A 26236-nucleotide genomic window follows, 5' to 3' on the forward strand; every position below is an offset into this window, starting at 1 on the left:
TTCTGGCTAGAGAATGTGCAGCGAATGAACATGCTTGGTTTTTGTGCATGCCTGATTTGACCAAATTGGCCGCGCCGCTCGACGTCGGCGGCGTGCAAATCCGCAATCGCGTGTTTCTCGCGCCGATGTCGGGGATTACCGACGAGCCGTTCCGGCAGCGTGCCCACGCGCATGGCGCGGGCCTTGTCGTGTCCGAAATGGTGGCCAGCGGCGAGCTTGCCAAGGGCAGGGCCGGTTGCGACCTGCGCATCCGTCATTCCGGCCTGCCCGTTCACATGGTCCAGCTTGCCGGCCGCGAGGTGGAGCACATGGCGGAAGGCGCGCGAATCGCCGCCGGCGAGGGCGCCGACATCATCGACATCAACATGGGCTGCCCGGCCAAGAAGGTTACCGGTGGCTATGCCGGCTCGGCGCTGATGCTGGATCTCGACCATGCGCTGACGCTGATCGACGCCGTGGTCGGCGCTGTCGACGTGCCGGTCACGGTCAAGATGCGGCTCGGCTGGGACGAAGGCGCGCTCAACGCCCCGATGCTGGCGCGCCGCGCCGAGCAGGCCGGCGTCAAGATGGTGACCGTGCACGGTCGCACGCGCTGCCAGTTCTATCACGGCAAGGCCGACTGGCGCGCCATCGCCCGGGTCAAGGAAGCCGTGTCCATCCCGGTCGTCGCCAATGGCGATGTTTCTTCGCCAACGGAAGCAGCTGCCATTCTCGATCAATCCGGCGCCGATGCCTTGATGGTCGGCCGCGCCCACTATGGCGCGCCGTGGATCGCCGGCAGCATTGCGACGGCTGCGACAGGCAAGGCGGCGTCAAACGTTCCGCAGGACCCGGCGGCACTGGTTGACTATGTCGTGGCCCACTATGAGGACATGCTGGCGCTCTATGGCGTCGAAAGCGGCCTGCGCCAGGCGCGCAAGCATCTTGGCTGGTATCTCGACCGTCATGCCGGCGCCGTCGCTGGCGACAGCCGAAAGGCCATGCTGACCGCATTCGAGCCGGCGCGCGTCATTGCCTTGCTGCGCGATGTGTTTTCGCGCGATCCGCAACCATTGAATCAGCGGAGCGCCGCATGAACGCCGTCGCTGGCCAGGGTGCTGAAACGGCGAATGCCGCGCAGATCGTGCTCAACACGATCCGCCGCCCGGTGATCATGATCAGCGAGCAAGGGTTCATCACCTTCGCTAACGCCGATGCCGAGGATTTTTTTCGCTCGAGCGCGACAATGCTGGCGCGCAACACGCTGTCCAAGCTGATCCCCTTCGGCAGCCCGCTGCTGACGCTCGTCGATCAGGTGCGCGAGCGTCGCGCTCCGGTCAACGAGTATCGAGTCGACGTGTCGTCGCCGCGCCTCGGCATCGAGAAGGTCGTCGATCTATATGTCGCGCCGGTGTCGGAATTTCCGGGCTCTGTCGTGGTGATGTTCCAGGAGCGGTCGATGGCCGACAAGATCGACCGGCAGATGACGCACCGCGGCGCCGCGCGCTCGGTGACCGGTCTGGCGGCGATGCTTGCCCATGAGATCAAGAACCCGCTCTCCGGTATCCGGGGTGCTGCCCAGCTGCTCGAACTGTCGGCCTCCGACGAGGACCGCGCACTGACGCGGCTGATCACCGACGAGACCGACCGCATCGTGTCGCTGGTCGACCGTATGGAGGTGTTTTCCGACGAGCGGCCGATCGATCGGTACCCCGTCAACATCCATGTCGTTCTCGACCATGTGAAGGCGATTGCCAAGAACGGTTTTGCTAAGAGAATCAAGATTATGGAGGATTATGATCCTTCATTGCCTCCGGTGTTCGCCAACCGTGACCAGCTCATCCAGGTATTCCTCAACCTGGTCAAGAACGCCGCCGAGGCGATCGGCAGCGATCCGCAGGGTGAGATCGTGCTGTCGACGGCCTTCCGGCCGGGCATCCGCGTTTCCGTTCCGGGGACGCAGGATCGCGTATCGCTGCCGCTGGAATTCTGCGTGCGCGACAATGGCTCCGGCGTCTCGGAAGACATCTTGCCGATCCTGTTCGATCCTTTCATCACCACCAAGCCGAACGGCTCGGGACTGGGTCTGGCGCTGGTCGCCAAGATCGTCGGCGAGCATGGCGGCATCATCGAATGCGAATCGACGCCGCGCGGGACCACCTTCCGCATCCTGATGCCGGCCTGGAAAGAAGCGCCATACGGCGCCGATGAAGACGGTGAAGGAGAGCGCAAATGACCGTTCGCGGCAATATTCTCGTCGCCGACGACGATGCGGCGATCCGCACCGTCCTCAACCAGGCGCTTTCGCGTGTCGGCCACGAGGTGCGCGTCACCTCCAACGCTTCGACTCTGTGGCGCTGGGTGGCTGCGGGTGAGGGCGATCTGGTCATCACCGATGTGGTGATGCCGGACGAGAACGCCTTCGACATGCTGCCGCGTATCAAGAAGGCGCGCCCGGAACTGCCCGTCATCGTCATGAGCGCCCAGAACACGTTCATGACGGCGATCCGCGCATCCGAGACCGGCGCCTATGAATATCTGCCGAAGCCATTCGACCTGACCGAACTACTCAACATCGTCAACCGGGCGCTTTCCGAACCGCGGCGGCCGAAGATCGATGCGCGGCCGGAAGAACAACCTGACGCGATGCCGCTGGTCGGTCGCTCGGCGGCCATGCAGGACATCTACCGCATGCTGGCGCGCATGATGCAGACCGACCTGACGGTGATGATCTCAGGTGAATCCGGCACCGGCAAGGAACTGGTGGCGTGCGCGCTGCATGAATATGGCCGCCGCCGTGGCGGCCCGTTCGTAGCCATCAACATGGCGGCGATCCCACGCGATCTGATCGAATCGGAACTGTTCGGCCACGAAAAGGGCGCCTTCACCGGCGCGCAGAACCGCTCCACCGGTCGCTTCGAGCAGGCCGAGGGCGGCACGCTGTTCCTCGACGAGATCGGCGACATGCCGATGGAGGCGCAGACGCGCCTGCTGCGCGTCCTGCAGCAGGGCGAGTACACGACGGTTGGCGGACGCACGCCGATCAAGACCGACGTGCGCATCGTCGCCGCCACCAACAAGGATCTGCGCACGCTGATCAACCAGGGGCTTTTCCGCGAGGATCTTTTCTATCGCCTCAACGTCGTGCCGCTCAGGCTGCCGGCGCTGCGCGAGCGCTCCGAGGACGTGCCCGACCTCGTCCGGCACTTCTTCAAGCTCGGCGAGATGGAAGGTCTGCAGACCAAGCGCATCTCCTCGGGCGGCATCGAATTGATGAAGCGCTACCCGTGGCCGGGCAACGTGCGTGAACTGGAAAACCTCGTTCGCAGGCTCGCCGCGCTCTATTCTCAGGACGAGATTTCGGCCGAGATCATCGAGGCCGAGCTCAAGACAGGCGAGCGCCCGGTGGTGCCGGGCGGTGGCAATCTCATTCCCGACGACCTGTCGATAGGCCAGGCGGTCGAGCATTTCCTGCAGCGCTATTTCACGTCGTTTGCCGGGGAATTGCCGCCAGCGGGGCTGTACCAGCGCATTCTGTCCGAGGTCGAATATCCGCTGGTCCTGGCCTCGATGACGGCAACCCGCGGCAACCAGATCAAGGCCGCGGAATTGCTGGGCCTGAACCGCAACACACTGCGCAAGAAGATTCGCGAACTCGGCGTCAACGTCTACAAATCATCACGACAGGGCTGAGCCCGATCTGAGCCTGAAGCGCTTTTCGGGGGACGGGCTCGCGAAAGATTTCCGTCTCGGTCACACTTGTTGCATAATCGCCACAATGCGTTGCATACATCCGACGCAATCATGGCTCTAGACGGCGACATGGCTCCGCAGGCACCAACACTCAACCAACCGCTTTTCAGCGAACCCGGCGCACGCGACGGGCGCCGGCTGCTGGCGCTGCCCGGTGTGGTCGCGGTTGTCGGCGCGCTGGTGACGGCGGCGATCTCGTTCACCATCCTCGTCGGCGCGACGCCGATCACGCCAAACGAGTCGACAACGCTGGCGCTGATTGCCCTCAACGCCGCTTTCGTCCTGTTCCTCATCGCGCTGGTCGGACGCGAAGTGCACCGCATCCTGATGGCCCGCCGGCACGGCAAGGCGGCCTCGCGGCTGCATGTGCGCATCGTCGCCATGTTTGCCCTGGTTGCGGCAATTCCCGCCATCATGGTGGCGATCATCGCGTCGATCACGCTCGACATCGGCCTCGACCGCTGGTTCGAGATCCGCACCAAGACGATCGTCAATTCGTCGCTGTCGATCGCCGATGCCTATGTCCAGGAAAACGCCCGCAACCTCCAGGGCACGACGCTGTCGATGGCCTATGATCTCGACGCGTCAAGGACGCTCTATGGCCTTGATCGGACTGGCTTTCTCGACCTGATGAATAAGGAAGCCGTGGGCCGGTCGCTGGCCCACGCGGCACTGATCAAGCCGGACGGCTCTTTTGTCATGAGCGCCAAGACCGACACGGATTTCGCCATGCCCGAGCCGCCGGAAGGCGCCGTGGCCAGCGCTGTCGACGGCAAGCCGGTGCTGATCGAACCGAAGACGCGCAACATCATGGGTGCCATCGTCAAGCTGCGCGAGATCGAAGGCCTTTATCTCTACACCATTCGCCTGGTTGATCCCGAAGTGATCAAGGCGCGGCAGATCGTCAGATCCAACACCGACGAATATCGCGGGCTGGAAGACAACAGGCGCACCTCGCAGGTGGCCTTCGCGTTGCCCTATCTGTCGCTGACGCTGATCATCATCCTGTCCGCGATATGGACTGGCATCGCCGTCGCCGACCGCCTGGTGCGGCCGATCCGGCAGTTGATCGGTGCCGCCGACGAGGTGGCGACCGGTAATCTCGACGTCGCGGTTCCCGTCCGGCCCTCGGACGGCGACGTTGCTTCGCTCGGCGACACCTTCAACAAGATGCTGCTCGAACTGAAATCACAGCGCAACGAGATCCTGTCCGCCAAGGATTTGATCGACGAACGGCGTCGCTTCTCGGAAGCCGTGCTTGCCGGCGTCACCGCCGGTGTTATCGGCGTTGATCCCTACGGCATCGTCACCATCGTCAACCGCTCGGCCGAGGCGATGCTGGCCATATCCGCCAACGCGGCACTTGGACAGAACCTCTCCGCCGTGCTGCCGCATGTCGGCCGCGTCTTCGAGATCGGCCGCAAGTCCGGGAAACCCGTCTATCGCGAGCAGGTGACTTTCTATCGCGCCGGTGCCGAGCGGACCTTCAACGTGCAGATCACCATCGAGGCCGGCGACGACGGCTCGGAGGAAAAATCCTATGTCGTGACGGTCGACGACATCACCGATCTGGTTCAGGCGCAGCGCTCCTCCGCCTGGGCAGACGTGGCGCGGCGTATCGCGCACGAGATCAAGAACCCGCTGACGCCGATCCAGCTGTCCGCCGAGCGCATCAAGCGCCGCTACGGCAAGGTCATCACCGAGGACCGCGAGATTTTCGATCAGTGCACCGACACCATCATCCGGCAAGTGGAGGATATCGGCCGCATGGTCGACGAATTCTCGGCTTTCGCGCGCATGCCGAAGCCCGAGATGAAGGCCATCGACCTGCGCGAATCGCTGCGCGAGGCCTCGTTCCTGGTCGAAGTCAGCCGCGCCGACATCACCTTCGAGCGGATATTCGGCAACGAACCGCTCAAGGGCACGTTCGACAGCCGGCTTATGGCACAGGCTTTCGGCAATGTGATCAAGAATGCCGCCGAAGCGATTGACGGGCTGGAACAGAAGGACGGTTCGCACGGCATAATCCGGATTCAAGCGGGGCGCCAGAATGGCGCGATTCGCATCGACGTCATCGACAATGGCAAAGGCCTGCCGCGCGAGAATCGCCAACGGCTGCTCGAGCCCTATATGACCACACGCGAGAAGGGCACCGGGCTCGGTCTCGCTATCGTCAAGAAGATCGTGGAGGACCATGGTGGCAGGCTGGAACTTCACGATGCCCCTGCGGATTTCCACGATGGGCGCGGCGCGATGATCAGCATCATCCTGCCGCCGGCGGCCGCCGCGTCTCCGCGCGGCGAAAGCAGGGCTGAAAACGAACGAGAAACTGAAAAGGTCGGTAATGGCGTCTGATATTCTCATCGTCGATGACGAGGAAGACATCCGTGAACTCGTCGCGGGCATCCTGAGCGACGAAGGTCACGAAACCCGTACGGCATTCGATGCCGACAGCGCTCTGGCGGCGATCGCCGACCGGGCGCCGCGGCTGATTTTTCTCGACATCTGGCTGCAGGGCTCGCGTCTGGACGGGCTGCAGCTGCTTGACGAGATCAAGACGATGCACCCGACCTTGCCGGTGGTGATGATCTCGGGTCACGGCAACATCGAAACGGCGGTCTCCGCCATCCGTCGCGGCGCCTATGATTTCATCGAAAAGCCGTTCAAGGCCGACAGGCTGATCCTCATTGCCGAACGTGCGCTCGAGACCTCGAAATTGCGGCGCGAGGTTTCGGACCTCAAGCTGCGCAGCGGCGAAACCTTCGATCTGATCGGCATGTCGTCGGCGATGAGCCAGTTGCGCCAGACCATCGAGCGCGTCGCACCGACCAACAGCCGCGTCATGATCATCGGCCCTTCCGGGTCGGGCAAGGAACTGGCCGCGCGCGCGATCCACACGCTGTCGGCGCGCAAGGGCGCACCGTTCGTGACGCTGAGCGCCGCCAACATCACGCCCGAGCGCATGGAGATCGAGCTGTTCGGCACCGAATCGAACGGCGTCGAGCGCAAGGTCGGCGCGCTTGAGGAGGCCCATCGCGGCATCCTCTACATCGACGAAGTGGCCGACATGCCGCGCGAGACGCAGAACAAGATCCTACGCGTGCTGGTCGAGCAGCAGTTCGAGCGGGTAGGGGGCACCAAGCGGGTCAAGGTCGACGTCCGCATCATTTCCTCGACCTCGCAGAATCTGGAGGCGATGATTGCCGATGGGCGGTTCCGTGAAGATCTCTATCATCGCCTGGCAGTGGTTCCGGTCACGGTGCCGGGACTGGCCGAACGGCGCGAGGATATTCCCTACCTCGTCGACAATTTCATGAAGCAGATCGCCCGCCAGGCCGGTATCAAGCCGCGTCGCATCGGCGATGACGCGCTGGCCGTGCTGCAGGCGCACAACTGGCCGGGCAACGTCCGCCAACTGCGTAACAATGTCGAGCGTCTGATGATCCTGGCGCGCGGCGACGATGTCGATGCGCCGATCACTGCGGATCTGTTGCCCGCCGAGATCGGCGATGTGATGCCGCGCACGCCGAATCAATCCGACCAGCACATCATGGCGCTGCCGCTGCGCGAGGCGCGTGAACAGTTCGAGAAGGACTATCTGATCGCCCAGATCAACCGCTTTGGCGGCAACATCTCGAAGACCGCCGAGTTCATCGGCATGGAGCGCTCCGCTCTGCATCGCAAGCTGAAGTCGCTGGGCGTCTGACCGGCGCGGCGTTCGTTCAGCCGCGCTGGGCCAAGCATTTGCCGGTTACGGCAACGGCGGAATCGCATAAGAAAGCCCGAGAGTTATCCAGGGGTTGCCAATGCCGCGCATTGCCTATGTCAACGGGCGCTACGTCGCTCACGCTGACGCTTCCGTGCATATCGAGGATCGCGGCTATCAGTTCGCCGATGGTGTCTATGAGGTCTGCGAGGTGGCGCGTGGCTTCATCGTCGACATGCCGCGCCATCTCGCACGGCTGAACCGCTCGCTGACCGAATTGTCGATCGCCTGGCCGGTCACCCGCGGCGTGTTGCCACTCATCCTGCGCGAAGTTGTCAACCGCAACCACGTCGCCAACGGCCTGGTCTATGTCCAGGTCACGCGCGGCGTTGCCAGCCGCGACTTTGTCTTCCCATCGCCGGATACCAAGCCGTCCCTGGTGGTGACCGCCAGGAAAGCCGATCCTGCCGCGGGAGCAAAGCGAGCCGAAACCGGCATTGCGGTCATTACCGTGCCGGAGAATCGCTGGGACCGGGTCGACATCAAGAGCGTCGGGCTGCTGCCTAACGTGCTGGCCAAGCAGAAGGCCAAGGAAGCCGGTGCGCAGGAGGCATGGTTCGTCGACGGCGACGGTATCGTCAAGGAAGGCGGCTCGTCGAACGCCTGGATCGTCACCAGGGATGGCGTTCTGGTCACCAGGCCGGCCGAGCGTGGCATCCTGCGTGGCATCACTCGCACGACCATGTTTGAAGTGGCGGCCAAGCTCGGCCTGAAGATCGAGGAGCGCGGCTTTTCCGTCGCCGAGGCCAAGTCGGCACGCGAGGCCTTCATCAGTTCCGCAACGACAATCGCCATGCCGGTGGTGGCCATCGATGGCGATCCGGTCGCCAATGGACACCCCGGCTCAATAACACTTTCGTTGCGGCAGGCCTTTTTTGACATTGCGGAAAAAAGTCCAGCCTGATAACCGCACAGGTGGAATGAACATCAATATATCTCGTTCTGCTTGTCGTTACTGACGACAAGAGGGTGTTTGCGCGCTTGACATGTGCCGGTTAATTTGGCGCATTGGCTTGCAAACCGAAGGGGATCGGCGAAAGACAAGAACAATGGCGGAACGATCGCAAAATCTTCAGGACCTGTTCCTGAATTCAGTTCGCAAGAGCAAGAACCCGCTCACCATCTTCCTTATCAACGGTGTGAAGCTGACCGGCGTGGTCACTTCGTTCGACAATTTCTGTGTCCTGCTGCGCCGCGACGGTCATTCCCAGCTCGTCTACAAGCACGCCATTTCCACGATCATGCCGAGCCAGCCGGTTCAGATGTTCGATGGCGAGGAAAGCCAGGGCGCCTGATTGGCACGTGAGAAAGACGCGGACGCACCAGTTCGCGGAAAACCAACGCATCATCCCGGGACGGAAGCCAAGGGTCCGACCCGGGCGGTTGTCATTGTGCCGGTGCTTACCCGCCAGCCGCGCGGCGACGACGATACCAACCGTCCGCGGCTGACGCGTTCGGCTGACGCCCGTCACGACGAAGCGGTCGGCCTTGCCCGCGCCATCAATCTTGATCTGATCCACACGGCGGTGGTGACCGTCAACGATCCGCGCCCGGCGACGTTGCTCGGCAGCGGCAAGGTCGCTGAATTCGCCGAGATCGTCAAAGAGGGTCATGCGGAAGTGGTCATCGTCGACCATCCGTTGACGCCGGTGCAGCAGCGCAATCTCGAAAAGGAGCTGAACGCCAAGGTGCTGGACCGCACCGGGCTGATCCTTGAGATCTTTGGCGAGCGCGCGCGCACCAAGGAGGGTACGCTGCAGGTCGAACTCGCCCATCTCAACTACCAGAAGGGCCGCCTCGTACGCAGCTGGACCCATCTTGAGCGCCAGCGCGGCGGCGCCGGCTTCCTCGGCGGCCCTGGCGAAACGCAGATCGAGTCCGACCGGCGGCAGCTGCAAGAAAAAATCATCAAACTGAAGCACGAACTGGAAACGGTGCGGCGCACCCGTGACCTCCACCGCGCCAAGCGCAAGAAAGTGCCGTTCCCGGTGGTGGCGATCGTCGGCTACACCAATGCCGGCAAGTCGACTCTGTTCAACAGGCTGACCGGAGCCGACGTCCTGGCGCAGGACATGCTGTTCGCCACGCTCGATCCGACGCTGCGCCGCGTGCGCCTGCCGCACGGCACGCCGATCATCCTTTCGGATACTGTCGGTTTCATCTCGGACCTGCCGACGCATCTGATCGCCGCTTTCCGCGCCACCCTTGAAGAGGTGGTCGAGGCCGATCTCGTCATTCACCTGCGCGACATTTCCGACCCCGACACGGCCGCGCAGGCCGAGGACGTCGAGCGCATCCTCGCCGACCTTGGCGTCGATGCTGGCGACGCCAAGCGTGTGATTGAAGCGTGGAACAAGATCGACCGGCTCGACGAAGGCAACAGGAACCGGCTGCTTGCCGATGGCGCCGACGCCAGCAAGGCGCCGCCGGTTGCGGTGTCGGCGGTGACCGGCGAGGGTATCGATGCGCTGAAGGCGATCATCGAAACGCGGATGGCAGGCGAGCTCGAAGACCTGACGGTGACGATCGAGCCGGCACAGTTCGGCCTCGTCGACTGGCTTTACCGCAATGGCGATGTCGTTTCGCGAACCGACAATGACGACGGCAGCGCCACCATCTCGCTCAAGGCCACGCAAATCGCCCGCGAGGAGATCGAAAGCAGATTGCGTCGCAAGAACAACGTCTAACGTTGTTTATTTCGCGTTTTTGCTTGCTGCCAGAGCGCTTCCATCTCAGCCAGATCAGCCTTTTCCAGTGTGTTGCCTGATTTTTCCAGGGCCTGCTCGACATAATGGAAGCGTGAGCGGAACTTCTCGTTGGTGCCGCTGAGCGCTGCTTCCGAATCGAGCTTGAGGTGACGGCCGAGATTGACCACGGCAAACAGCATGTCGCCAAACTCGTCCTTGATCGACGCCGTCTCGCCTTTGGCCAGCGCCTCGCGCAACTCGCCGATCTCTTCCTCGATCTTGTCGAGGATGGGTGCTGCCTCGCTCCAGTCGAATCCAACGCGCGCGGCCTTCTCCTGAAGTTTCAGCGCCCGCGTCAGCGCGGGCAGTGCGACCGGCACGCTGTCGAGAAACCCCTTGCCATTGTCCTCGGGGTCGAGACCGCGGGCGAGGCGGGCGCTTCGTTTCTCCGCCTTCTCCTCGGCCTTGATCTTTTCCCACATGCCCTTGGCCATGCCGGCGCTGCGGGCCTTCTCGTCGCCGAAGACATGCGGATGGCGGCGGATCATCTTGGTCGTGATCGCCCGAACCACATCGCCGAAGGCGAATTCGCCGGCTTCCTCGGCCATTTGCGCGTGGTAGACGACCTGCAGCAGGAGGTCGCCGAGTTCGTCGCGCAGATCGCCGAGGTCACCGCGAGCGATGGCGTCGGCCACCTCGTAGGCTTCCTCGATCGTATAGGGCGCGATGGTCGAGAAGTCCTGTTCGATGTCCCATGGACAACCGGTCGTCGGCGCTCGCAGCGCCGCCATGATCTCGATCAGGCGCGAAATGTCTTTCGATGGCGTCATGCGGCGGATGTTATCGCGCGGCCGCTCGCGCGGCCAACGCTGTCAGTCGGCGAGGGGGCATTGTCCACAGGTGCGCGGTGCCAGCTTCGTCAGTCTAGCACGGAGACGATCGCCTTGGCGAGTTCATCCATCCCGTTTTCGGGCAGGCCGGCGACGTTGATGCGGCTGTCGCCGACCATGTAGATGCCGTGCTCGGCGCGCAGCCGCTCGACCTGTGCTTCGGTGAGGCCGAGCCTGGAGAACATGCCGCGATGACTGGCAACGAAATCGAAGCGGTCGGAATTGGACTGCCGGCGCAGCGCCTCGGCGAACTGCACCCGAAGCCTCAGCATGCGCAGGCGCATCTCTTCGAGTTCGGCCTCCCAGTCGGCGCGCAAGCTGGCGTCTTCCAGCACGATGCGCACCGCGGCAGCACCATGGTCCGGCGGCATTGAATACATGGCGCGCGCCGCCGACAGCATCTGGCTCATCGCCACATCCGCCTGGGCGCCGTCCCTGGCCAGGATCATCGCCGCGCCGACGCGGTCGCGGTAGACGGCGAAGTTCTTCGAGCAGCTCGAGGCGACGACCATTTCCGGAACTTTCGCGGCCAGCAGGCGCAGGCCAACGGCATCGGCCTCAAGACCATCGCCAAAGCCCTGATAGGCGATGTCGACAAACGGCAGCAGGCCGCGCTCGACGACCAGATCGGCGACGGCCGCCCATTGCCCGCTATCCAGATTGGCGCCGGTCGGATTGTGACAGCAGCCATGCAGCAGCACCACGTCACCGCTCTTCGCCGTCCGCAACGCGGCCAGCATGTCGTCGAAGCGAACAGCGCCCGAAGCGGCATCGAAATAGGGGTATTCGCGGATCTGCAGACCGGCAGCGCGCATGACCGGCATGTGGTTGGGCCATGTCGGGTCCGACAGCCAGATGGTCGCGTCGGATCGTGTCCGCTTCAGCAGTTCCGCCACCAGCCGCAGCGCGCCGGAGCCGCCGGGCGCCTGTGCCGCGCGAATGCGCGTCATGTCGGCGCCTGGACCGAAGGCAAGTTTGGCCATCACCGTGTTGAAGCCGACATCGCCGGCAAGGCCGAGATAGGTCTTGGTGTCCTGGCCCTGCAGCAGGCGCTTTTCGGCCTCGCGCACGGCGCGCATGACCGGCGTCTTGCCGTCGCGATCCTTGTAGACGCCGACGCCGAGGTCGACCTTGTCGGGGCGCGGGTCGGCGCGATAGAGGCCGATCAGGGCAAGGATCTTGTCGGCGGGGGCTGGCTGCAGATCTTCAAACATTGGCAATGGTTCCATTGACGCGGCGGAGTGATACGCAAATCGAACGCATTTCGCCAGCGCTTTTCCTGGCTGCTCAGCCCGCTAGGTTTTGCCTGCGAGGCGAGAGCCATGAAACGATGTCCCCTAGCGAACCCAGCGAAAAAATTGGCAGGGCAGGGATTAAAATCCCCACATGCTCCGTAAACAGAACATGAAACGGTCGATGCCTCGCTTTGACATCATAGGACAGCTCGGGTCGCTGCGCCGTTACGCGCGCTCGCTGACGCGCGACAGCACGGATGCCGAGGATCTCGTACATGACGCGCTGGTCCGCGCCTATGAGCGGCGCGGCACCTTCCGCTCCGGCGGCAATTTGCGCGCCTGGCTGCTGTCGATCGTCCACAACACCTTCATCGACAAAATGCGGTCCCGCAGGTCTGAAGCGGCGCGTGTCGAACAGGCCGGATATCTGGCCGACGGCAGCACCCCGGCGCCGCAGGAACATTCGGTGCGCCTGGCTCAGGTGCGCGAAGCCTTTTTCAGCCTGCCGGAAGAACAGCGTTCGGCGCTGCATCTCGTTGCCATTGAGGGGCTTTCCTACCAACAGGCGGCCGATGCCTGCAGCGTGCCGCTGGGAACACTGATGTCGCGCATCGGCAGGGCGCGCGCCGCACTGCGCGAGATGGAGGACGCGGCGCCCTCAAAGGCGAAAAACCACCTCAGGGTCGTTGGAGGACCGTCATGACTGGAACTGTCGATCCCGTGGCCGATACCGACCTCGACGCCTATGTCGACGACCAGCTCGACGTCACCCGCCGCATCGAGGTTGAGGCGTTTTTGTCCACCCGTCCGGAGGCCGCGGCGCGCGTGATGTCGGATCTGAGGACCCGCGATGAACTGCGCGTGGCGCTTGCCGGCTCCAAGGGCATGGCACGGCCGGCGACCGCTGACACCGCGCGGCGGCTGGAGAGGGGGCTTGCCCGTGGCCGCATCTTCGGCGTGTTGCAGCGCGCGGCGGCGGTGGCCGCATTCATCGCCGTCGGCTGGCTGGCGAACGGCATCGTCGGGCCGATGTCTGTGACCAAGGTCGTCGCCTCGCCGCAGCCGCCCGCCTATGTCGACGAGGCGGTGCGAGCCCATAGGACGACGCTGGTGCGCGAGACCATGGCGTCGCAGCCTGAGGCGCCCAACTACAATGCCGGCGAGATCCGCGCCGCGACCGCTATCGTCATGCCGTCGCTGCCCAAGGACTGGAAGGTACGCGACGTGCAGATCTACCCGTCGCGCTTTGGCCCGAGCGTCGAGATGGCTGTCGAGACGAAGGAGATGGGGCTGGTTTCGCTGTTTGCGATCCGGCCGGGAACCTTCGACGTGGTCAAGCCGACCGTCGCGCCTTCGGGCGATATTTCCTCGGCCTATTTCCAGATCGGCGAGGTCGCCTATGCGGTGGTCGGACGAAGCGAGGTGCACGACCTCGACCGCGCCGCCGAGACGCTCGCCCAAACGCTTTACTGACCGATCCACAAAGGAGAATTCAAATGAACACCCCCAATCTGGGATATCGCGCGGGCGCCGGCGCCCAAACCGGAGCCGTCTATGACGAGGGCCTGCGCCAGCATATGCTGCGCGTCTACAACTACATGGGCGTTGGCCTCGTGGTCACCGGCCTGGTCGCCTTCATGGTGTCATCGACACCGGCGCTCTACGTGCCGATCTTCTCCAGCCCGCTGAAATGGGTGGTGATGCTGGCGCCGCTCGCCTTCGTCATGCTGTTCTCGTTCAAGATGCAGACCATGTCGGCGGCCAGCGCCCAGGCGATGTTCTGGGCCTTCTGCGCGGTCATGGGCCTGTCGCTGGCGTCGGTGTTCCTGGTGTTCACCGGAACCAGCATCGCGCGCACCTTCTTCATCGCCGCCACCATGTTTGGCGCGACCAGCCTCTATGGCTACACGACCAAACGCGACCTGACCCAGTTCTCGTCGTTCCTGATCATGGGCCTGATTGGCGTCGTGATCGCCAGCATCGTCAACATCTTCCTCGGCTCGACTGCGCTGCAGTTCGCCATCTCGGTGATCGGCATTGCCGTCTTCATCGGACTGACCGCCTGGGACACGCAGACGATCAAGGAGCAGTATGCCGAGAACTTCGACGCGGAATCGCGCCAGAAGCTCGCCGTCTTCGGCGCCTTTTCACTCTATCTGAACTTCATCAACATCTTCCAGCTGCTGCTGAATTTCACCGGCGAACGCGAATAACCGCGCCGGGCAGGGGCAGGCCAGGGTTGCCGCCCAGACCTGGATATAGAGACATGGCCGGAGGGCGACCCTCCGGCCAACAATCGACCCGAAGGCCCGACCACACCTTGAGTCCGCAAGGGCTTTTGCTACATTGCCCGCTGCACACCGGCCGCGCGAGGACATGTGGCACAAGACAGCCTAACGCTTCATGGCGACGGCATCTCGGCGACCATCGTCGCCCAGGGCGCCGAACTGGTTTCGCTGCAAGATGCACAAGGATTTGAGTTCCTGTGGCAAGCCGGTCCGGAGTGGCGGCGGCATTCGCCGGTGCTGTTTCCGATCGTCGGCCGGCTGAAGGGAGATCAACTGCGCCATCAGGGCCGGACCTACCCGATGACGCAACACGGCTTCGCGCGCGACAAGCCGTTTGCCTGGGCGGCGAGGGACCCTCGATCGTGCACGTTGGTTCTCACCGACAACTCCGACACTCGCACGCACTATCCGTTCGCCTTTCGCCTCGCCGTGACCTACGCGCTGGACCGCCAGCAGCTTGGCGTGACCTTCGACATCACCAACACCGGCGAAGAGCCGCTGCCGGCGTCGGTCGGGGCGCACCCGGCATTCAATTGGCCGTTGCTGCCGGGTCTGGCCAAGACGGATTACCAACTGACCTTTGCTGACGCCGAACCTGCTCAGATCCGTCGCTTGAAGGACGGCCTGCTGCTGAAAGCGCCGCAGCCGACGCCCGTCCAAGGCAACATCCTCGCGCTCTCCGAGCGGCTGTTCGACGAGGACGCGGTCATTCTCGACCGGCCCGCCGGCACCACCGTGCGTTATGCCGCCGAGCGTGGTCCGGGGATCGAAATGGCGTGGCAGGGATTTCAGGAATTGGGCGTCTGGTCGAAGCCGGGCGGCGCGCCGTTCCTCTGCATCGAGCCCTGGCACGGCATCGCAAGTCCGGCGGACTTCGACGGCGACTTTGTCGACAAGCCCGGCCTGATGCTGATTCCGCCCGCAGCGAAGCGCGTGCTGACCTATCAGATCCGGCTGCAGTAGGCTTTCGCGTCGATTTCGCTGGCGCCATTCAAGGGCAGACATGGAATGAAGCTTTACTTCAGCCGCAATCCCAATCCTCGGCTCGCGGTCGCAGTGGCGCGCTATCTCGACGCGAAAGTCGAGTTTGAATTCGCCTCGCCATTCGCCCCGGGGCAAGCAGAGAAATATCGCCCGTTAAATCCCAATCTCTCACTGCCCATACTTGTAGAAGGCGGGGGAAAAAGTCTTTGGGAGGCAGACGCCATAGCCTGCCGGCTCTCACGCGACGCACATTCTGCTTTCTGGCGTACCGGCGATGACGAACCCGACATGATCCGGTGGCTCAGTTGGGGCAAGGAGCACTTCGCATTCGCTTGCGACACGGTGCATTTCGAACGTGGCACCAAACAGCGGTACGGCATCGGCCCGATTGATCAGGAGCGCGTGGAAGAGGGGCTGGGACTTTTCCGTACGGCCGCTGCAATACTCGAAACAGAACTTTTCGAGCGGGAATGGCTGGTCGGGAATTCGGTTTCCTATGCCGACTTCCGAATGGCGACCTTTCTGCCGTTCAACGATGCCGCCAGACTGCCGCTCGACGATTATCCCTCTGTAGGCCGCTGGTATCGCCGGCTGGAAGACATCGACGCCTGGCGCGATCCCTTCAGGGGACTGGATGCGCCTGAACTGCCGCCGGTCCCGAGAACGACGACAAATTAGCGGGCAGGGGCCGGGTCGCGTTGGCAGATACAGCGACCAGATCATTTCAGCGCCGTCGCCGCCTTGAATTCAGAACGAAACCGCGATCCGATGGCCAACCAACGAATCTATGCTTAGGTGTACCGTCGCGCGCAATCCAGTCGGGCCAAAGCCCAATGCGGTGAAAGCGCACTTTCCGGAGGCATTCGATGCGTCGTTTGGTTCTTGCCGCTCTGCTGCTTGCCGCGCCCAACGCCGGCATAGCCCAGGAAAGCCTGACCGCGCTCATGTGCCAGGCCAAGCCGACACAATCCTGCGCGCTCGACATGGCTGCGGACGCGATCCGCACTGCGCCGCTAACGACTGAGAACTTGCCTTACGGTAGCATGGTCGAGGCAGCGTCTCGCGCCGGGCGACTCGATCTGGCGCTCGAATTCGCCGCCCAGTTGAAGAAGACGGACTCGATCGCGTCAGCCGACCTGGTCGCCGCTTTTGCCCGCGCCGACCGTCTGGCCGATCTGCAAGCGACCCTCTCACGCCTCGAAACGTCGGAGACGACATATGCCTTCGTCATCGGCCCGGTCCTTGTTGAACTGGGCCGCGAGGACAAACTCGCGGCCTTGCTGAAGGCCATGCAACCGCCGCCGGATCCGTTCCAGCTTAGCTATTGGCAGGTGCTCGGCCATTTGCGCGCCGGTCGTGCGGTGGAAGCGGTGAAGCATCTGGGCGACGTGCCGGAGACCGAGCGGGAGGAGTTGGCCGGACTGGCTGCGGAAACGCTCTATTTTGGCGGTGAGACCGAGCGCGCCAAACCGATGCTGCCTTACCTGACCTCATCCGATCCCAGCGCCGTTCGCCGCAAGGCCTACATTGCGACGAAAACGAAGGACAAGGCGGCTGCCGACGCGGTCCTAGTCTCATTGGCGCAGGTGCCGCCCGACGACTACCCCTACATCGTGCTGGACGTGATCTATGCACTGGCCGCCACGGGGCAGTGGCAAGAGGCAATCGATCTTGCACAGACACTTCCTGCGTCCGACCGGGCCTTTGCCTTCGTCAGCGTTGCGGAATACGCCCGCCAGCCGGAAGTCTTCGCACTAATCGACAAGGCGATGCGCGACGACCCTGCCAACTTCAGCCGCGACCGTATGGCCAATGGCCTGGTTCGAGCGCTGACCTTGTCCGGCTACCTGCCGGTTGCGCAAACCCTCATCGATTCTGCGACGAACGACTACGACAAGGAAACGCTGATCACCTTCGCCGCCGCCGCGCTTGCGGAAATGGGCAAACCGTCCGAAGCGCTGCAATTTGCGCAGGCGGTGGAGGACCCGCGCCGCAAAGCCTGGGCGCTTTGGGAAGTTGCTTCGAAGATGACGCCTTGAACCTATAGCCATCATGCACAAGACAATCGCCTTTCTCTGCGCTGACCATCGGCGCAGCCGGGCAGTTAACGTCCGCGCGGGCTGGGGTCACTTTGAATTCCTTCGGGGCAGAACTGGCTTACCGTATCCAGACCCGGATTTGCGTCTGGGCCGTGCCGTTTGCTGAGCAATCGTTGGCACGTTGTTCGGAGGTGTTGGAACTGTTATGGTCTGCCCCGAGGCCCGGCCCAGCGACCAGCCACAGCAAGGCAGCATGCAGACCGCCGAAGGAACCGTTACGCGGCGCAAGCCGAAGCAGCAACGCTCGCGCCAGACTGTCGACTTCGTGCTCAGCGCGGTCCAGCTTGTGGCCAAGCGCCACGGGACCCAGGCCATTACCACCAATCGCATTGCGGAGGCCGCCGGCGTCAGCGTCGGATCGCTGTATCAGTATTTCCCCGACAAGCGCGCGATCTTCACAGCCCTTCACGACCGACACGTCGACGAGGTGCGGCGGGTCATCAAGCAGACGACGACTGACTGCGCCTCGGCTCCGCTGGAGGAATTCGCGCGCGAACTCGTCTTGGGCCTAGTGGACGCGCACGCGGAAGGTGCCGACCTGCACGACGTTGTCGCGGCCGCTGTTCCGCAGAGCGCTCTCAGCTTCAGGAAGGCGCTGCATCAGACCTTCGGACAAGTCTTATCACGCGCCGACGACCCGGAGCGGTACAGCAGCGACAATGCGGAGCGGATGCTTTTTGTCCTGCCCCGCATCGTGGAATCGCTCGTGCACGGAGGAGCGCATGCGCCCCTCTCGCGCGCTGGCGCAAAGAGCGAGGCAATCCGTACCGTACTGGTCTACTTGAATTCCTTTCAGGGTGGCGCACCGAAGCATTACTGAAACGACGACGCATTCTCGACGGCCCATTGATCGAACGGGATTGGCTCCCGCCCGGTTGTCTGCTTGACGCCATCCGTCACCGTATCAAGTCGGCTCTCGCGCACCGCTCGCCAGATGTCCACGAGAGCATCTGCATAGGCGCCTCTCCCGGCCCATTCGACCGTGCGGGCGTATGCCTGTCCGTCCGTTATTTCCTCGAAGCGAACCGGTTTGCCGATGGCTCTGCCTATCGCCACCGCCATCTCCCTATACGACAGCGCCTCAGGGCCGGTAATCGCAAGCGCCTGACCTTGGTAGTCGCGCGTAGTTAGCGAGGCTGTGGCGACGGCGGCGATGTCGTCTGGATGGATGAATGCGATCTTGCCCCCACCCGTCGACGAGCGCAGCACGCCCTCTCGGCGGATGGACTCCGACCAGCTGAGCGCATTGGACATGAATCCGGCTGCTTGAACAAACGTGAATGCCACCCCGCTCTCCCGAATGGCATCCTCGCCCTGTGCGTGCCAAGGGCCGGTGCCGATCCCGGTTCGCACGTCTAGCGTAGAGAGCTTGACCACATGGCCGACGCCTGCGTGGGCGGCAGCGAAGGAGACCGCGCGATCTCGCTTTTCAAGATCCGATCCATCAGTGACAAGGAGTATCCCGTCGACTCCAACCAACGCCTTGGCCAAAGAAGGGCCTGGGTTTTCGAGGTCTCCGATATGGATGTCGACCTGGTCACCGAAGAGGGCTTTGGTTCTCTTCGCGCTGCGAACGAAAACGGACGGGCGCGCCCCAGAGTTGATGAGGCGTTGAGCTACCCTCGAGCCGATGTTGCCCGTTGCTCCGAAGACGAGGTATTTCACTTGAGTGCGCTCCAGCCACGGATCACCTCGAGCGCCATTCGCTTCTGGCCTGCCAGAGTGAGATGCAATCCGTCGTCCATGAGGAGATCGGAAGGAGGCGGGCTGCCCAGCGAAGCGAAGGCGTCGATGACCGGCGCATCGCCGTTGCGGACGATCTCGGCTACTCGTCCCAAGTCTTCGTTACGGAACCGAACCCCGAATCTGGAAAGGCCCCAATGCGCTGCAACCTGCGCCTCATTGGCCGCCGGCGGAGTGATCCAAATGGTGCGGGCCTTGGTTTCTGTGGCAACGCGTTGACGCAGCTCCGCAATGTTGCGCGCGGTCTCCTCATGATGGACGAGTGTCTTGGTGGGGTGCGGACCCTGCGTGCGCGCGTCGTTGGTGCCGACCAGGAAGATGACCCAGTCCGGCTGGGCATTGGCAATCTCTCCGAACCGGACGAGACCGTGGGTGGTCGTCTCACCTGCCACAGCGCTGATGGTCATCGAAATCTTGTCGGCGCCCCGGCGCATCTTCAGCATCTCCCGCAGAATTACCGTCCAGGACTGTGGGTCAGACGTCAGGCTGTCGCCGAACGTCACGATGTTGGCTCCGTTCCGAAGGGGCAAACGATCGATCATCAATCCAACAGCCTGGTTGGCTAGCAGGACGCCGGCCGCTTCCGAGGCCTCCCTCTGCAAGCGGCCAAGTTCGGCCGCATAGATCTCGGCTGGAAGGCCGAGTAGCGCGGCATGAGAGTCTTGGTCGAAATTGGCGCCTCCGGGGAGGGATGCCAGGCTCCGCTCGGGTTGGATGACCTTCAAGAGCCAGTTCACCTGTTCGTTCGACATCGATTCACCTCGCACCGGGATGCATCTGCGTAAGGTGATAAAATAACCGCGCCTCAGGTACGCTGCTACTCGCGTTTCCGGCTCGCTAAAGGTATGAATGTGCTAATAAAATTTGCAAAGTCCGGAGTCTTCATCAGGTTCCGGCGTGGACACCGCTGGACCTCCTCTCCAATTTGCCGAGAACACGCCTGACCGGGGCGATCATCGCGCCCTCCGGAAGCGCGATCCTCATAGATGTTGTCTGTCCAACGCCGGCGGCGCACAGGGCGTCGTACTGCAGGTCGAGGGATTGGGAGCCATTGAAGGACAGTTCACTATCTCGGAGAGAGGCCATCAAGCAGGAAGTCGAGGCCTTTGCGGAAAGCGCCACCCCAATCGTCATCCAACAGCAGGCGGGAGCGTTCGATTGCCGGGTAGCGTCCGCTAAGACGCTCAAGGCGCTGCTGCGCGGCGGCCCTGTCCTTGTTCGAGAGGTCGAAGCTCGCCCGGGTGATGGTGGCGCCCATCACATAGTTCCAGAGCGACCATATCGCGACGTTTAGATCTGCGTCCGCCACACCGGCCCTGGACAAGGTCTTGCTCAGCAGTTCCAGGCGACCGAGGATGTTCGGGCCGAGCGCCCGGCGCGGCAACAGCGATGCCGACCAAGGATGGCGCAGCATGCTGGTGCGCCAGTCTTCGAGCACATGGACGACGTCTCCGCGCCAGTCTTGAGACTCAACTGCTTGCGGCGGCCCGCGATATTCGAGCACCGAGTCGAGCGCCAGATCAAAGACATCCTCTTTGTCGTCGACGTGCCAATACAGGCTCATCACGCCAGAGCCGAGGCGATCGGCCAGCCGACGCATCGTCAAACCGTCGAGACCTTGGGCGTCCAGCAGTTCCACCGCAGTCGCCACGATGCGTTCCCGAGAGAGAGCCGGTTCATCGCTCGCCACCTGCGCGGGTTGGAGCGTCCCGCTGATCCGTTGAGACCGTTTGCTCTGGGCGCCGCTACGCTTGGCTGCCATCCGTGTTCCTCGCTGTTCAGAGCGTCGATATTGACCGGCAACGCGACGAATGTCGATCTTGTGGCTTGACTCGTACGACGTACCATACGATAACTCGTACATCGCACGATTCATCGTATGGACGATGTGGTTTCATTTCAATCATGCCGGCCGCGAGGGCACGTTGTTCGCCGTCCGCAGAGCCAAGAGAAAATCATGTCACGCGCAATCAAGCATCTGCTTATCGGAGGGCTAATCATCATGGGAGTTCCCACTGTGACGACAGCGAATGATCTCAAGCTGACCATCGTCAATCCACAAAACCTCTACGACCCATCGCCGAATGGCTACAGCACGGCGGTGATCACGCCCCGCGGAGGCCGCGTAGCCTACATCTCCGGGCAGGGCGGCCAAGACAGCACGGGAGCCTTGTCGCCCGACTTCGCTGTCCAGGTGGAACAGGCATACGCGAACCTGCGCACCGCGCTTGAGGGGATCGGTGCGAAACCGAACCAGGTCGCCAAACTCACGGTCTTCGTGGTCGACCACGACATGTCCAAGCTTGAGGTGTTGACCAGGACAGTCAGGAAAATGTTCGGCGAGGCGCTGCCGGCGCAGACGCTGATCCCGGTTCCCAAGCTTGCAATCGACCCCATGCTCTTCGAGGTCGAAGCCACCGTCATTCTGGAGTAGCGGGGTGGCGCTCTTGGCCCGATCGCTCGAAATGAAACGGGTCAAGCGCGTCGCCGACAACGGCATACAAAAGTCGCATAAGATAGATTATGGAACTAGCACATTGGGCTGAAGCTGGAAATTGCCGATGTTTTTCATTGGCTTGATGCCAGCCGGCGTGTTGCCTTGATCCGTCCGGCAACGCTAGGCTGCTGCGATGACGAGGTCAAACCAAGCGATTGAGTCTGCGATCGAAGTGTTCGTGCACGGACACAGCGCCGGCAAAAGCCGTACCTTTCCCTACGAGGCAAGTCGCGTCGGGCCTGTGTGGTTGATGCGCGACGCTTCGCGCAAGAACCCTCGCGACTACCGCAAGGAGGAATGGATAGCGTATGACGTCGCTGCCGAGGATGTCGACGCGATTGCTCGCCAGCACGCGCGCGGAAGATTCTATGTGGGCGCCATGATCGCGACAGCGGAGCCGGACGAGCCGACGCGAAGCGCATACAAGGCACTCGGCTATCGGCTGCTCGGAACGGAAGGCTTTTTCGTGCGGCAATTGGGCCAGGTTCCAAAGCCGCCACCGACTGCGATTTCGATCGAACGCGTGCGCACAGCTGACCTGGCAGCGCGGTTGGGAAAGACCACGCGCAGGCAGCCAATCCCGGACGATTTGCTCGGCGATGACGCTCCGTTCCGCCAGTATGTGGCAATCGACGGAGCTGACATTGTTGGGCGTGTGCGCAGCGTGGACGCTGTCGGCGCTAGCTGGTGCGCGGACATGTTTGTCGATCCCACGCACCGGCGCCGTGGCATCGGCCAGGCGCTGCTCCTCGGAATGTTGTGGGACGATCAGGCCCATGGTTCGAGATGCTCAGTGCTGACCGCTACCCACACGGGGGCGCTTCTATACCCTCGCGTTGGCTATGAGCGGATCGGAACGCTGTTCATGTTTGGCTCAAGGAGCGCAGCGTTGTGATGAAAATTCCTTCCTATCATACTGACTCATAAGGCATTTCTATCACCATGCCGTCATAGGCGGGTTCGACATTGGCAGGTGTCTCGGCCATCACCGTGGCGTAGTCCAGCGGCACGTGCATATGCGTTAGCACGGCGTGTTTTGGCGCCAATCGCTCGGTCCATTCCAGCGCTTCGCCAAGCGACAAATGACTGGGATGCGTCCTGTACTGCAGTGCGTCGATGATCAGCACGTCGAGGCCGCGCAGCCGTTCGACGGTGGCATCGGGAAAATCGCTGATGTCGGGACAATAGGCGAGCGCGCCGATGCGAAAGCCGAGCGATATGATGTCGCCGTGGACCTGCGGCAGTGGCTCGAGGGTGAGGGCACCCCCCTCTCCTTCGATGACCACCGGCTTGGCGTGGTCGATGAGATGCGGCCTGACGATCGGCGGATAGGAACTGCCTTGCGGCGTTTCGAAGCAGTATCCGAACGCTTCCCGCAGTCGAAGCATCGTCGGCTTATCGGCATGGATATCGATCAGCTGGCGCTGGTCGAGGACGAAACCACGCAGATCGTCTATGCCATGGATATGGTCGGCATGCGGATGCGTATAGACGACCGCATCGATGCGCCTGACCGAGGCCAGCAGCATCTGCTGGCGGAAATCCGGCCCGGTGTCGATGACGACGCTGGTGCGGTTGCCATTCGCGGCAATCCGCTCGACGAGTGCGGCGGCGCGCATGCGCCGGTTCTTCGGGTTATCCGGGTCGCATTTGCCCCAGTCGCCGGTGATGCGCGGCGTACCTGGCGACGAGCCGCAGCCGAGAATGGTGAGGCGCAGCCGGTCAGTCATCGTTCAGGCGCTTTGCTCGGCAGGTCGTGTCATCTTGCCGAACAGACGGAAGAAATTGTTCGTCGTCAGATTAGCGATTTCAGCCTCGCTGACGCCAATCGTCTCGGCCAGCACCTTGGCCGTGTGCGCGACATAGGCCGGCTCATTGCGCTTGCCGCGAAACGGTACGGGCGCCAGATAGGGAGCGTCGGTTTCGACCAGCAAGCGATCATGCGGCACATCGGCGGCAATGGCGCGCAACTCGGCCGAGTTCTTGAAGGTCAGGATACCCGAGAACGACACGTACCCACCGAGCGCGACGCCAATTTCAGCCAGCCGCCGCCCCGAGGAAAAACAGTGCAGGATGAAGGGGAAGGCGCCCTTCCCTGTTTCGTCTTCCAGAATGGCTGCCATGTCATCATCGGCATCGCGTGAATGGATGACCAGCGGCAGCCTTGTCTCCCGCGCCGCGGCGATGTGGGCACGAAACCCCTGCGCCTGTGCCTCGCGCGGCGCCTTGTCATAGAAATAGTCGAGACCGGCCTCGCCGATTGCCACCACCTTCGGATGGGCCGCCAAACGGACGAGATCCGCCGAGGTCACGTCCAGCTCTTCCGCGGCATTGTGCGGATGGGTGCCGACCGAACAAAAGACTTCGTCGAAAGTGTCTGCGATTTCAAGTATTTGTGGAAACCGCTTCACGCGCGTCGAGATCGTCACCATGCGGCCGATACCGGCCGCTTTGGCGCGGGCGACAATGGCCGCCCGCTCCTCGGCGAAATCTGGAAAATCCAGGTGGCAGTGACTGTCGACGAGCATCAGGCGTCCGCGTCCGGCTGTTCGACGTAACGCGGAAACAGCCCCTCCGGCGCAGGCAACGCAACCCCGGAGACGAGCGCATGGTCTGCCGCGACATGCACGAAATCGCGGCTGTCCGCGGTCACCGCCAGCAGGTCGAGCAGTTTGTTGGCCGATCCCGGAATGAAGGGTTGGCACAGCAATGCCACGCGCCGGACGACTTCGGCGGTCGTCCACAGCACGGTTTCCATGCGGGCCGGATCGCTCTTTTTCAGCGCCCATGGTGCCTGTCCGGCGAAGTAGCGATCGGCTTCCGCCACCACGCCGAAGATCGCCGCCAGCGCCAGATGGATGCCTTGTTCCGCCATGGTCTTGCGCGCCACGGCAAGCACGTCGCTTGCCTGATCGAGGATCGCCTTGTCCTCATTCGTCAGGGTGCCGCGTTGCGGCACCACGCCGCCGCAGTTTTTGGCGATCATCGACAGCGAGCGCTGCGCCAGATTGCCGAGGCCATTGGCAAGATCGGCGTTGGTGCGGTTGACGATCGCTTCATGGCTGTAGCTGCCGTCCTGGCCGAACGGCACCTCGCGCAGGAAGAAGTAGCGCACCTGGTCGAGCCCGTAATGCTCGATCATGGTGAACGGGTCGATGACGTTGCCGACCGATTTCGACATCTTCTCGCCGCGGTTGAACAGGAAGCCGTGGCCGAAGACACGTTTCGGCAACGGGATGCCGGCAGACATCAGGAAGGCCGGCCAGTAGACCGCATGAAAGCGAACAATGTCCTTGCCGATGATGTGTGCATCTGCAGGCCAGAAGTGCCAATCATCAGCGTTTTCATCAGGATAGCCGACACCGGTGATGTAATTGGTCAGGGCGTCGACCCAGACATACATCACATGCTTTTCGTCCCCCGGCACCGGCACGCCCCAGTCGAAGGTGGTGCGCGAGATCGACAGGTCTTTCAGACCGGATTTGACGAAGCTCATCACCTCGTTGCGACGCTCCGCCGGGCCGATGAAGTCGGGCTGGCTTTCATAGAGCGCAATGAGTTTGTCCTGATAGGCCGAGAGGCGGAAGAAGTAGCTCTCTTCCTCGACCCATTCGACCGGCGTTCCCTGCGGCCCATAACGGACATTGTCGGGACGGACCTCCGTCTCCTCCTCGCCGTAGTACGCTTCATCGCGCACCGAATACCAGCCGGCATAGCCGCCCTTGTAGATGTCGCCATTGGCGGCAATCGCCTTCCAGATCGCCTGCGACGACGCGTAGTGGCGCTCTTCCGTGGTGCGGATGAAGTCGTCATTGGAGGCGTTGAGCGCCTCTGCCATGCGCTTGAAATCGGCCGAATTGCGATCGGCCAGTTCGCGCGGCGAAATGCCTTCCCGCTTCGCGGTCTGCAGCATCTTGATGCCGTGCTCGTCGGTCCCGGTTAGGAAAAATACGTCCTTGCCGTCGAGCCGCTGGAAGCGGGCAAGCGCGTCGGTTGCGATCAGCTCGTAGGCATGGCCGATATGCGGTTTGCCATTTGGATAGGAAATCGCGGTCGTGATGTAGAATTTGTCGCGTGACATGAATGAACCGTCATGAATGTCTGAATGGAAAGGCGTGGCGGTGGATATCGCATCGGGGCGGCGATTGCCATCCCGAGGCCCCGTCACATTCGCATTGCAGAATTCAGGCGGTCGATCATGGTCAGGCGTGCTGCTTCTTGTCGAGATTGTCGGTATCAGTCTCAGATATAGCGTCCAGCGCCTCATGCCAAGTCCCGGATCGCGCGTTCTGCCTTGATGACGTTTCCAGCCAGC

General features: G+C 62.6%; 25 protein-coding genes. 17 read left to right on the plus strand and 8 right to left on the minus strand.

What is annotated here, in order from left to right:
• Nucleotides 1–47 precede the first annotated feature (47 nt).
• The 8 genes from dusB to hflX all read left to right on the plus strand — a co-directional run bounded on the left by dusB (nt 48) and on the right by hflX (nt 10185).
• Nucleotides 48–1076, plus strand: a complete 1029-nt coding sequence (gene dusB, locus AC1RZR_RS22895) for a tRNA dihydrouridine synthase DusB (RefSeq protein ID WP_481826066.1) — start codon at nt 48–50, stop codon at nt 1074–1076.
• Nucleotides 1073–2215 (plus strand): two-component system sensor histidine kinase NtrB, encoded by a 1143-nt coding sequence (locus AC1RZR_RS22900; protein ID WP_477279798.1) that lies wholly within the window; start codon nt 1073–1075, stop codon nt 2213–2215. Before dusB ends, AC1RZR_RS22900 begins: the two co-directional genes overlap by 4 nt.
• Nucleotides 2212–3672: a nitrogen regulation protein NR(I) gene (gene ntrC, locus AC1RZR_RS22905; RefSeq protein ID WP_481826067.1), complete on the plus strand. Its 1461-nt coding sequence runs from the start codon at nt 2212–2214 to the stop codon at nt 3670–3672. The genes AC1RZR_RS22900 and ntrC overlap by 4 nt, the downstream gene beginning before the upstream one ends.
• A 129-nt stretch (nt 3673–3801) precedes the next feature.
• The gene (locus AC1RZR_RS22910) at nt 3802–6087 is read left to right on the plus strand and encodes a sensor histidine kinase NtrY-like (protein WP_481829101.1); all 2286 of its coding nucleotides are present in this window, start codon (nt 3802–3804) and stop codon (nt 6085–6087) included.
• Nucleotides 6077–7438: a nitrogen assimilation response regulator NtrX gene (ntrX, locus tag AC1RZR_RS22915; protein ID WP_477279802.1), complete on the plus strand. Its 1362-nt coding sequence runs from the start codon at nt 6077–6079 to the stop codon at nt 7436–7438. The genes AC1RZR_RS22910 and ntrX overlap by 11 nt, the downstream gene beginning before the upstream one ends.
• 100 nt (nt 7439–7538) lie before the next feature.
• Nucleotides 7539–8402, plus strand: coding sequence for a D-amino-acid transaminase (locus tag AC1RZR_RS22920; protein WP_481826068.1), 864 nt, complete (start codon nt 7539–7541; stop codon nt 8400–8402).
• 145 nt (nt 8403–8547) lie between these two features.
• Nucleotides 8548–8793 carry an RNA chaperone Hfq gene (gene hfq / locus AC1RZR_RS22925; protein WP_006202172.1) on the plus strand — a complete coding sequence of 82 codons (246 nt, stop codon included), beginning with the start codon at nt 8548–8550 and terminating at the stop codon, nt 8791–8793.
• Nucleotides 8794–10185 carry a GTPase HflX gene (gene hflX, locus AC1RZR_RS22930; protein WP_481826069.1) on the plus strand — a complete coding sequence of 464 codons (1392 nt, stop codon included), beginning with the start codon at nt 8794–8796 and terminating at the stop codon, nt 10183–10185.
• On the opposite strand, the gene mazG is transcribed toward hflX, so the two are convergent.
• Complete coding sequence (gene mazG / locus AC1RZR_RS22935; RefSeq protein WP_481826070.1) at nt 10182–11015, minus strand: nucleoside triphosphate pyrophosphohydrolase; 834 nt, start codon at nt 11013–11015, stop codon at nt 10182–10184. The genes hflX and mazG overlap by 4 nt on opposite strands.
• Nucleotides 11016–11104: 89 nt before the next feature.
• A complete protein-coding gene (locus AC1RZR_RS22940) occupies nt 11105–12289 on the minus strand; it encodes an amino acid aminotransferase (protein WP_477279810.1) in 1185 nt (394 codons plus the stop codon).
• A gap of 190 nt (nt 12290–12479) precedes the next feature.
• On the opposite strand from AC1RZR_RS22940, the gene AC1RZR_RS22945 reads away from it, so the two are divergent.
• From AC1RZR_RS22945 to AC1RZR_RS22975, 7 genes are all read left to right on the plus strand, one after another.
• Nucleotides 12480–13013, plus strand: a complete 534-nt coding sequence (locus AC1RZR_RS22945; protein ID WP_481829102.1) for a sigma-70 family RNA polymerase sigma factor — start codon at nt 12480–12482, stop codon at nt 13011–13013.
• On the plus strand, nt 13010–13783 hold the full coding sequence (locus tag AC1RZR_RS22950) for an anti-sigma factor family protein (protein ID WP_477279812.1): 774 nt from the start codon (nt 13010–13012) through the stop codon (nt 13781–13783). The genes AC1RZR_RS22945 and AC1RZR_RS22950 overlap by 4 nt, the downstream gene beginning before the upstream one ends.
• Before the next feature lie 23 nt (nt 13784–13806).
• Complete coding sequence (locus tag AC1RZR_RS22955; RefSeq protein ID WP_481826071.1) at nt 13807–14523, plus strand: Bax inhibitor-1/YccA family protein; 717 nt, start codon at nt 13807–13809, stop codon at nt 14521–14523.
• Nucleotides 14524–14688: 165 nt separating this feature from the next.
• Complete coding sequence (locus tag AC1RZR_RS22960) at nt 14689–15561, plus strand: aldose 1-epimerase family protein (RefSeq protein WP_481826072.1); 873 nt, start codon at nt 14689–14691, stop codon at nt 15559–15561.
• A 45-nt stretch (nt 15562–15606) separates the two neighbouring features.
• On the plus strand, nt 15607–16260 hold the full coding sequence (locus AC1RZR_RS22965) for a glutathione S-transferase family protein (RefSeq protein ID WP_481826073.1): 654 nt from the start codon (nt 15607–15609) through the stop codon (nt 16258–16260).
• 188 nt (nt 16261–16448) lie between these two features.
• Nucleotides 16449–17621, plus strand: a complete 1173-nt coding sequence (locus AC1RZR_RS22970; protein WP_481826074.1) for a tetratricopeptide repeat protein — start codon at nt 16449–16451, stop codon at nt 17619–17621.
• 253 nt (nt 17622–17874) lie between these two features.
• Entirely contained in the window at nt 17875–18501 is a 627-nt protein-coding gene (locus AC1RZR_RS22975; protein ID WP_481826075.1) for a TetR/AcrR family transcriptional regulator, read from the plus strand.
• On the opposite strand, the gene AC1RZR_RS22980 is transcribed toward AC1RZR_RS22975, so the two are convergent.
• The 3 genes from AC1RZR_RS22980 to AC1RZR_RS22990 form a co-directional block, all read right to left on the minus strand.
• Entirely contained in the window at nt 18495–19346 is an 852-nt protein-coding gene (locus tag AC1RZR_RS22980; protein ID WP_481826076.1) for an NmrA family NAD(P)-binding protein, read from the minus strand. The two genes, AC1RZR_RS22975 and AC1RZR_RS22980, sit on opposite strands and share 7 nt — an antisense overlap.
• A complete protein-coding gene (locus AC1RZR_RS22985; RefSeq protein ID WP_481826077.1) occupies nt 19343–20176 on the minus strand; it encodes an SGNH/GDSL hydrolase family protein in 834 nt (277 codons plus the stop codon). The genes AC1RZR_RS22980 and AC1RZR_RS22985 overlap by 4 nt, the downstream gene beginning before the upstream one ends.
• A 314-nt stretch (nt 20177–20490) precedes the next feature.
• Nucleotides 20491–21186 (minus strand): TetR/AcrR family transcriptional regulator, encoded by a 696-nt coding sequence (locus AC1RZR_RS22990; RefSeq protein ID WP_477279829.1) that lies wholly within the window; start codon nt 21184–21186, stop codon nt 20491–20493.
• Between the two features lie 195 nt (nt 21187–21381).
• Here AC1RZR_RS22990 and AC1RZR_RS22995 point away from each other — a divergent pair, with 195 nt between their 5' ends.
• Entirely contained in the window at nt 21382–21858 is a 477-nt protein-coding gene (locus tag AC1RZR_RS22995; RefSeq protein WP_481826078.1) for a RidA family protein, read from the plus strand.
• Nucleotides 21859–22054: 196 nt separating this feature from the next.
• The gene (locus AC1RZR_RS23000) at nt 22055–22816 is read left to right on the plus strand and encodes a GNAT family N-acetyltransferase (RefSeq protein WP_481826079.1); all 762 of its coding nucleotides are present in this window, start codon (nt 22055–22057) and stop codon (nt 22814–22816) included.
• 16 nt (nt 22817–22832) lie between these two features.
• On the opposite strand, the gene AC1RZR_RS23005 is transcribed toward AC1RZR_RS23000, so the two are convergent.
• The 3 genes from AC1RZR_RS23005 to metG are packed head-to-tail and all read right to left on the minus strand — an operon-like array spanning nt 22833 to nt 26002.
• Nucleotides 22833–23651, minus strand: coding sequence for an MBL fold metallo-hydrolase (locus AC1RZR_RS23005; RefSeq protein ID WP_481826080.1), 819 nt, complete (start codon nt 23649–23651; stop codon nt 22833–22835).
• A 3-nt stretch (nt 23652–23654) separates the two neighbouring features.
• Nucleotides 23655–24449 (minus strand): TatD family hydrolase, encoded by a 795-nt coding sequence (locus AC1RZR_RS23010; RefSeq protein WP_477276649.1) that lies wholly within the window; start codon nt 24447–24449, stop codon nt 23655–23657.
• Nucleotides 24449–26002, minus strand: a complete 1554-nt coding sequence (gene metG / locus AC1RZR_RS23015; RefSeq protein ID WP_481826081.1) for a methionine--tRNA ligase — start codon at nt 26000–26002, stop codon at nt 24449–24451. The genes AC1RZR_RS23010 and metG overlap by 1 nt, the downstream gene beginning before the upstream one ends.
• Nucleotides 26003–26236: the final 234 nt, after the last annotated feature.

This window comes from Mesorhizobium bavaricum (assembly GCF_056781655.1).